The organism is Peribacillus psychrosaccharolyticus ATCC 23296, assembly GCF_000305495.1.
GTDB classification, from domain to species: Bacteria; Bacillota; Bacilli; order Bacillales; family DSM-1321; genus Peribacillus; species Peribacillus psychrosaccharolyticus.
This window is the reverse complement of sequence record NZ_AJTN02000260.1, coordinates 24,448-31,761: the sequence shown is the minus strand read 5'-3', so window position 1 is coordinate 31,761 and position 7,314 is coordinate 24,448. Positions and strand designations below refer to the sequence as shown.

The 7,314-nt window shown below is 39.2% G+C and carries 7 protein-coding genes; 3 read left to right on the top strand and 4 right to left on the bottom strand.

Annotated features, from left to right (window positions below; all coding sequences use genetic code 11):
- Window positions 1-339: 339 nt before the first annotated feature.
- Window positions 340-984: a phosphatase PAP2 family protein gene (locus tag WYK_RS22205; protein WP_051387843.1), complete on the bottom strand. Its 645-nt coding sequence runs from the start codon at window positions 982-984 to the stop codon at window positions 340-342.
- 123 nt (window positions 985-1,107) lie between these two features.
- Between WYK_RS22205 and WYK_RS22200 the strand changes: the two genes are divergently transcribed.
- A complete protein-coding gene (locus WYK_RS22200; protein WP_040376605.1) occupies window positions 1,108-2,289 on the top strand; it encodes a M20 family metallopeptidase in 1,182 nt (393 codons plus the stop codon).
- Between the two features lie 30 nt (window positions 2,290-2,319).
- Here the strand turns inward: WYK_RS22200 and WYK_RS22195 are convergent, their stop codons facing one another.
- From WYK_RS22195 to WYK_RS22185, 3 genes are read right to left on the bottom strand one after another with little or no spacing between them, the layout of a single operon-like run.
- The gene (locus WYK_RS22195; protein WP_040376604.1) at window positions 2,320-3,030 is read right to left on the bottom strand and encodes an EcsC family protein; all 711 of its coding nucleotides are present in this window, start codon (window positions 3,028-3,030) and stop codon (window positions 2,320-2,322) included.
- A gap of 20 nt (window positions 3,031-3,050) precedes the next feature.
- Window positions 3,051-4,259 (bottom strand): ABC transporter permease, encoded by a 1,209-nt coding sequence (locus tag WYK_RS22190; RefSeq protein ID WP_051387841.1) that lies wholly within the window; start codon window positions 4,257-4,259, stop codon window positions 3,051-3,053.
- Window positions 4,252-4,995: an ABC transporter ATP-binding protein gene (locus tag WYK_RS22185; protein ID WP_040376602.1), complete on the bottom strand. Its 744-nt coding sequence runs from the start codon at window positions 4,993-4,995 to the stop codon at window positions 4,252-4,254. The genes WYK_RS22190 and WYK_RS22185 overlap by 8 nt, the downstream gene beginning before the upstream one ends.
- A 565-nt stretch (window positions 4,996-5,560) precedes the next feature.
- On the opposite strand from WYK_RS22185, the gene WYK_RS22180 reads away from it, so the two are divergent.
- On the top strand, window positions 5,561-5,986 hold the full coding sequence (locus WYK_RS22180; protein WP_040376601.1) for an HIT family protein: 426 nt from the start codon (window positions 5,561-5,563) through the stop codon (window positions 5,984-5,986).
- Between the two features lie 175 nt (window positions 5,987-6,161).
- Window positions 6,162-7,256: a 3-phosphoserine/phosphohydroxythreonine transaminase gene (gene serC, locus WYK_RS22175; RefSeq protein WP_040376600.1), complete on the top strand. Its 1,095-nt coding sequence runs from the start codon at window positions 6,162-6,164 to the stop codon at window positions 7,254-7,256.
- Window positions 7,257-7,314 lie beyond the last annotated feature (58 nt).

Here is a 7,314-nt window from a genome sequence, read left to right as displayed (position 1 = left end):
AACGGACGTCGGAAAGCGTTCTCTTAGTAATTCCCCCGATTTGAATTAATCTCCTCCTAAATCTGCTCTTGGGTACCACGTGTTTCCATTTAAGCGTTTGTACTAAAATCCATATTAAATTTAGAAGACCGTTGATTGGAGTGTTGGCGTGAAGACTCCTGCGGGAACAGCGGGACAGGTGAGACCCAGCAGGAGCGTAAGCGACGAGGAGGCCCGCCCACAGAAAGCGAAACGCCTGGAACGGAAATCAACAGCCGCATTTTAAAAACTAAAAGAAGACTGTAGACAAATTTCCACCCGAGTTTGTCTACAGTCTGATACGACCTGTTTCAGGTCGTATTAATTTATGAGTGCAGTCCATTTTTTGTATAGCAACAGACAAAAAATAATCACAACAGACCCCAGTGCATACCCGGCGATTATATCTGATGGAAAATGTGCCAGAAGAATGATTCGGCTTAACCCAATTAATAGAACTAATAGAGCTGCTGTTGACCAGACAAGTTTTTTCACCACGCCGCCTTTAAGGCCGCTAGTGATAAAATAAGCAATAAGCATATAAAAGATTATTCCAATCATCGCATGACCACTAGGAAAACTATAACCTAGAGCATCAATTGCTTTATTAATAGATGGCCGCTCTCTTTCCACCAACGCTTTTATCCATTTATTTAATTGGTCTCCTCCTGCTACTCCAATTAGAAACATGATCATTCCAGGGTAATCCTTATTTCTTATCCAAAGCCAAATTATGAGCAGGATACTTCCAGGAATTAACGTTGTCTTGGAACCTAACTTAGTAATCACAAAGAATACGGTATGCCAGACACTATGTTCACTTATAGTGAGGTACTGTTGAAGTGTATGGTCAAAATTGTTTAAGGTTCCTCGGTTAATTCCGTCCAATATATACAGAAACAGTGAAACTAACATGATACATACTAAAGAAATAACTAATAATGCCGGTAGTTTTGTTTTTTTCATTGCGTATTGACTCCTCCTATGCTGAGAGACCCTTTCGAAAAATCCTCCCCCCTGCACTTTATTTACTATGCTATAATTGGAATTATTTAAAAATTTTGATAACGATAAAAAGGAGGCTCTACGATGATTAATCTATTACATACCCGCCTCGAGCAATCATTTGAAGAGATGGTTAAAATCAGGCGCTATCTTCACCAGCACCCAGAAGTTTCGTTCAAAGAAACTAAAACGGCTGCCTTTATTGCTGACTTTTATCGTACATTAGACATTGAAGTTGAAACAAATATAGGCGGCAATGGTGTCATTGCCAGAGTGTATGGTGCAAAGCCGGGAAAAACAGTTGCCCTGCGCGCTGACTTCGATGCTCTCCCTATTCAAGACTTAAAGGATGTTCCTTACAAATCTACCGTCCCTGGTGTGATGCATGCGTGCGGGCATGACAGGCATACGGCAACGCTCTTACTTTTAGCCAAAGTTATCAATGAGTTAAGAGAAAATCTTGAAGGCACGTATGTATTTATTCACCAGCATGCAGAAGAATATTCTCCAGGCGGGGCTAAACCAATGATTGAGGCTGGTTGTCTTGATGGGGTCGATGTCATATTTGGTACGCACTTATGGGTGACCGTCCCAACTGGTACACTCCAATACGCCCTTGGTCCTATAATGGCTGCTGCTGACCGCTTTACAATAACCATTCAGGGTAAAGGCGGTCATGGAGCAAAACCTCATGAAACTAAGGACGCCGTTGTTGCTGGTGCTCAGCTTGTGACCACACTTCAGCAAATTGTCAGCAGACGTGTTAACCCCATTGACCCAGCTGTTGTTACGATTGGTTCTTTTGTTGCTGATAATACCTTTAACGTAATCGCCGACACCGCGACACTTATTGGCACAGTTCGGACATTTAATGATGAAACACGGAATTTTATTGAAGCAGAGATCGAACGAATTGTTAAAGGGACTTGCCTTTCTATTGATTGTACGTATGAATACCTTTTTGAACAAGGTTATCCCGCTGTAGTTCCAAATAATGAGGTCACAAACTTCCTTCTTAAATCGACTGAAAGCATTAAAGAAGTAGAAATCCTTCACGAAGGTGACCCAGATATGGGCGGAGAAGATTATGCTTATTACCTGCAAAAGGTGAAGGGAACCTTTTTCTTTACGGGTGCCATGCCAGAAACGACTGGAGAAACCATCTATGGGCACCATCATCCCATGTTTGATTTTAATGAAAAAGCGATGCTGATTGCTGCAAAAACACTTGGCACAGCAGCGATTACTTATCATCAAAATTCCTAGATATAAATAAGGAACAGGTTGCCCTGTTCCTTATTTTTGTTCTAACATTCTCAAGCGGAAGCAATTTTGAGCCGTTTCTCCAAGGTGTACCAGGAGATTATGATTAGCATAGGCCCCGACTGCTGCTCCTATGCCTGGTACAAGCTGAAGCATTTTCACCAAATCCACATAATCCCGATACTCCTGCTGAACGGTATACCAATCTAATTCAGGATGTTTTTCACTTTCATTCCACCGCTCAATAAGCGGCAGATGTTTTAATTTAGTCTCATTGCTTGAAAAGGTTATGTGAAATATATAAAGAATAAACAGACGTTCCTCATATTTCTTAGCATTAAAGCCATATAAACCTGAGATGTCAAATAACAATTTCATTTTGATACTAAGCAGCAGCGGGAAATCCGTTAAACCGATCAACAGTCCCCCTGCCCCCGTCCCAATTCCTTCAATAACAGCTGTTTTCCGGTAAGTACCAATTTTCTCCTGTACCCACTCCTCTTTTTGCTGAAACGTCAGCATACGGACTTCTTTCTCTTTCGTGATAAACCCTGAACCAGTTAACATCGTTTCGATAAAGTATCGGATACTGGCCGTTATTCCCGTATGGATTTTATCAGGAATGTACCTGTTCATTTTAAGTTGTGTTTTTCTAGAGAATTTCTCGATCGCCCCTGTTTTCTTCAAGAGCTTCTTTTTCCATGTCAAAGCATCTCTGAGACAATTTTGCTCATATTCATTCAGCTGCGATCCCCTCCAGCCTGTTAGAAACTAGTCATTCTCTTTCTCGAATACCCCTTAAAGAAGATAACAAACAAAACTCCTGCTGCTGCAGAGGCAGCTGCTGCCATGAAACGACCTGTGACGAGCATGACAATCGTAAACGCAATAACTTCGACACATAAGAAATATGAAACTAATCGGACGACAGCTTCCTGCCTCATTTTAGCTGGTAGAGGATATAGTGAAACCCAGATTTTCAATTCATGCTGCCTCCAAACCGGCAGTAATTGAATACCTGTCATATAAAGAAACAGAACCGTTATAAACACTGTAGCCCAAATTGACGGGAAGGCCATCATAATCACTGCTCCTATTACTGTAAGGCGCACCAGCAATCCTGCATAATCATTTGTTCTAAGCATTGTCCGTGCATATAAATACAAATAAGATGAGTTCGGACTGTATGGAATCGAAACTAAAAGCCAGTCGAGCCATTTCCTTCTAGCAACTTTTCCGCGTAAGCTTGGCACATCAGTAAAAAGATTAGCAAAGCGGTAAAAATTCATCATTCTTTTACCTTCAAGCTCAATTAAAACTTCCCATTTTAACGATTTGGTACGGGTCGATTTTTTGTAATACACCAACAAAGCCGAAAGCAAAATAAACGGTGCAATAATAAGAAGAATGTTTACGTTAGAAAGTGCAAAGTACAACAGGACAATATTTAGAACCAATCTAATCAGAGCATCTATCCTGGCTGTAGACTTTTCCTGATATTTCAGCACATACCAATGGATGCCGATATTAATACATTTTGTAATAATCATTAATCCTAAAATAGTAAGAAACTCTGTTGATCCAGCGTTTGTTACTTTGGAATATATAGGCATAGAAACGATAAATACAATAAATAATAGAAAGCTTTGAAGCACTATACTTAAAATAATCGAACGTTTAAAATACCCAGTAAGCTTAGTCTCCAGCGCTAATAAAAAGACCATATCAGCTTCTTTAAGAAAAGTAGACACTGGGCTCCTTGTCATAAGAATCCCTAACACAATCGATATAATCAGGGCAGCAGGAAAACTGCTGTCTAACGTTTTAATCCACTCACTGTAGTAATAACCTAATCCCCCAAGAGCTATGATCATGACAAAAACCAGGTGTCCATTAAAAATATACTTTAAATACTTTTGTAATTCTTTGCTATACAAAGTAAACCGTTCGTTCCATAAGCCCTGACTATTCATGATGTAATTCTTCCTTAGTCAGTTGAATATAGAGGTCATCAAGCGTAGCGCCTGGCATATTAAACTGAGTACGAAGCTGTTCTAGATCGCCCTTCGCACGTATTTCTCCATTATGAAGAATGATGAATGAATCACAATATCGTTCTGCAGTAGCTAAAATATGTGTAGACATTAGTATACCCGCACCATTTTGTTTCATCTTATTCATCAAATCAAGCAACGATTGAATTCCCAGTGGATCAAGTCCAACAAAGGGTTCATCGACAATGTAAAGCGAAGGCTGTACTAAAAAGGCACACATAATCATCACTTTCTGACGCATTCCCTTTGAGAAATGTGCTGGAAACCATGATAGACGTTTTTCCATATGAAATTCCTTTAAAAGGCCGGTCATACGGCTTTGGAACGTAGCTTCATCCAGGCCATGAGCCATTGCAGTAAGCTTTAAATGTTCTTCAAGTGTTAATTCATCATATAAAATAGGGGTTTCTGGTACATAGGTAAACTGCTTGCGATAATTGTCAGGGTCTTCAGCAAACGTTTTATCGTTTATTGAAATCTTCCCTTCCTTCGCCTCCATAAGTCCAATTATATGTTTAATTGTCGTACTTTTCCCCGCTCCATTTAATCCAATTAAGCCGACCAGCTGATTCGGCTCAATCTCGAAGCTTATCCCTTTTAAGACGGGAGTTCGCGTGTAGCCTCCAACAAGCTTGTCAATTTTTAGTAAAGACATATCAACGTTCCCTTCTATATGTATGTAGGTTATTTATATTTTATCAAAAAATGAATCGTTAATATAGTTATGTACTATTATTTTACCATAAAGTACCAATCATATTTTCAGACCTTCGTGGTAATCATAATTAAGGAAGAAGGGGTTCTTCATTAGCAATTGGTCATATCCTATTGTCAAATGAGGTGTCAGTTAAAGACATATAACTGAATTACACAGACTTCGTATCAACGTTTCGAGCAAGGAGATGGTACTCTTGCACGTAATAGGCGGAAACCCATTTATAACTGTCAATTATGCTTTCTGCGTTGAATAAACGATGAAGATATAGGAGATGGTTGCTTTGAATGGAATAACTCTACCAACTGTAACCGCATTTTACTCTAATTAAATGAGGTGTTGGTCCAAGAGAACTCAACCTAAAACGCATAAGAAGATCAGGACCCCTTTTTCTGGGCAGGGTGCAGCTATTAGCTGCATCCTGTTTTATTTTTTTCAACCAGCCTTTTCGATATGTTTTGCCGATGGTACAATTAGAAACAAGATAAAAGAAAGGGTGACTGGAATGAGCGATTGTATATTTTGTAAAATTATTAATGGTGATATTCCGAGTACAAAGGTCTTTGAAAATGAGCATGTATTGGCCTTCCTTGATATCAGCCAAGTAACAAAAGGACATACCCTTGTCATACCAAAAGTACATAAAGAAAATATTTACGAGCTGACCCCAGAGGCAGCGAAACATGTTTTCGAAGTCATACCTGAAATTGCACGTGCAATTAAAACAGAGTTTTCCCCAGTTGGTTTAAATATCCTCAACAATAACGGAGAAGCTGCAGGACAATCGGTCTTCCATTATCATGTACATTTAATTCCACGCCATGGCGTTGATGATGGCTTCGGAGCCGTATGGAAAACTCATACAAGTGAGTATACCCCTGAAAGCTTGAAACAAATTGCAGACTCGATTGCCAGTCATATTCAACAGTAAACGCTAATCACGAAGATCTGGGAAAGGTTCCTCCCAGATCTCTTTTTATTTCCTTTCGCTTTCCTTCATCTCAATTTAATCAAAAAGTTCTAAATTTTCTCCCTTTACTGCTTTTATTTCTGATAGGATATAGATTATTAATACTTTACCACATTGACGTATAGGAGGAAAAATCATGAAACGTGCTCGTAATTTTAATGCAGGACCAGCTGCACTACCTGAAGAAGTGTTGGTGAGAGCTGAGAAAGAATTCCTTAACATAAACAATTCTGGTATGTCCGTCATGGAATTAAGTCACCGAAGTGCCATTTTTGAAAGCATTCATAATCAAGCTATCCAAGGATTAAAAGATTTATTGTACATACCAGAAAACTATGAAGTCCTGCTTTTACAAGGCGGTGCCAGTTTACAATTCTCGATGATCCCAATGAATTTGTTACCTGCTGATAAACATGCAGATTATGTTTTAACTGGGTCTTGGTCTGAAAAAGCCCTTAAGGAAGCCGAAAAAGTCGGCGAAACTAAAATTATCGCTTCTTCTAAAGATGGCAGCTATAAATTTATTCCTAATGTAAATGATTTATCTATAGACGAGACTGCCGCTTACCTGCATATTACTAGTAATAATACCATTTATGGCACACAATGGACGGATTTCCCTTCCACACAGTCTGTTCCGCTAATCGCAGACATGTCGAGTGATATCTTGAGCAGAGAAATTGATGTCAGTAAATTTGGCGTTATCTATGCTGGTGCACAAAAAAACCTTGGTCCTTCCGGTGTAACGGTTGTTATTATTAGAAAAGATTTAATTCAGCCCAATCAAACGAATTTACCAAGCATGCTCGATTATTCCATTCACGCGAAAAGTAATTCTTTATATAACACACCGCCGACGATGGCTATTTATCTCCTCTCCCTTGTCATGGAATGGGTAAAGAAACAAGGCGGTGTCAAAGCCATTGAGGCCATGAATAGTAAAAAAGCCAATCTCATTTATGCTGCAATTGACGAAAGCGAGGGTTTTTATATCGGTCATGCTGAAACGAATAGTCGTTCAAAGATGAATATTACCTTTAATCTTCCAACAAAAGCTGCTGAAAAATTATTTTTACAACAGGCAAGTGAATTTGGTTTTGTAGGTTTAGCAGGACATCGGTCCATTGGCGGATGCAGAGCTTCAATCTATAACGCTGTCCCGTTAGCACATTGCGAAGAGCTTGCTGCTTTTATGAAGAACTTTAAAAATTCTTATGAGAAGAACAGCTAAGTATTACTAAAAAACTGTTTTGAAAGTAACCTGCACATGATATAATGTATAGAACTTT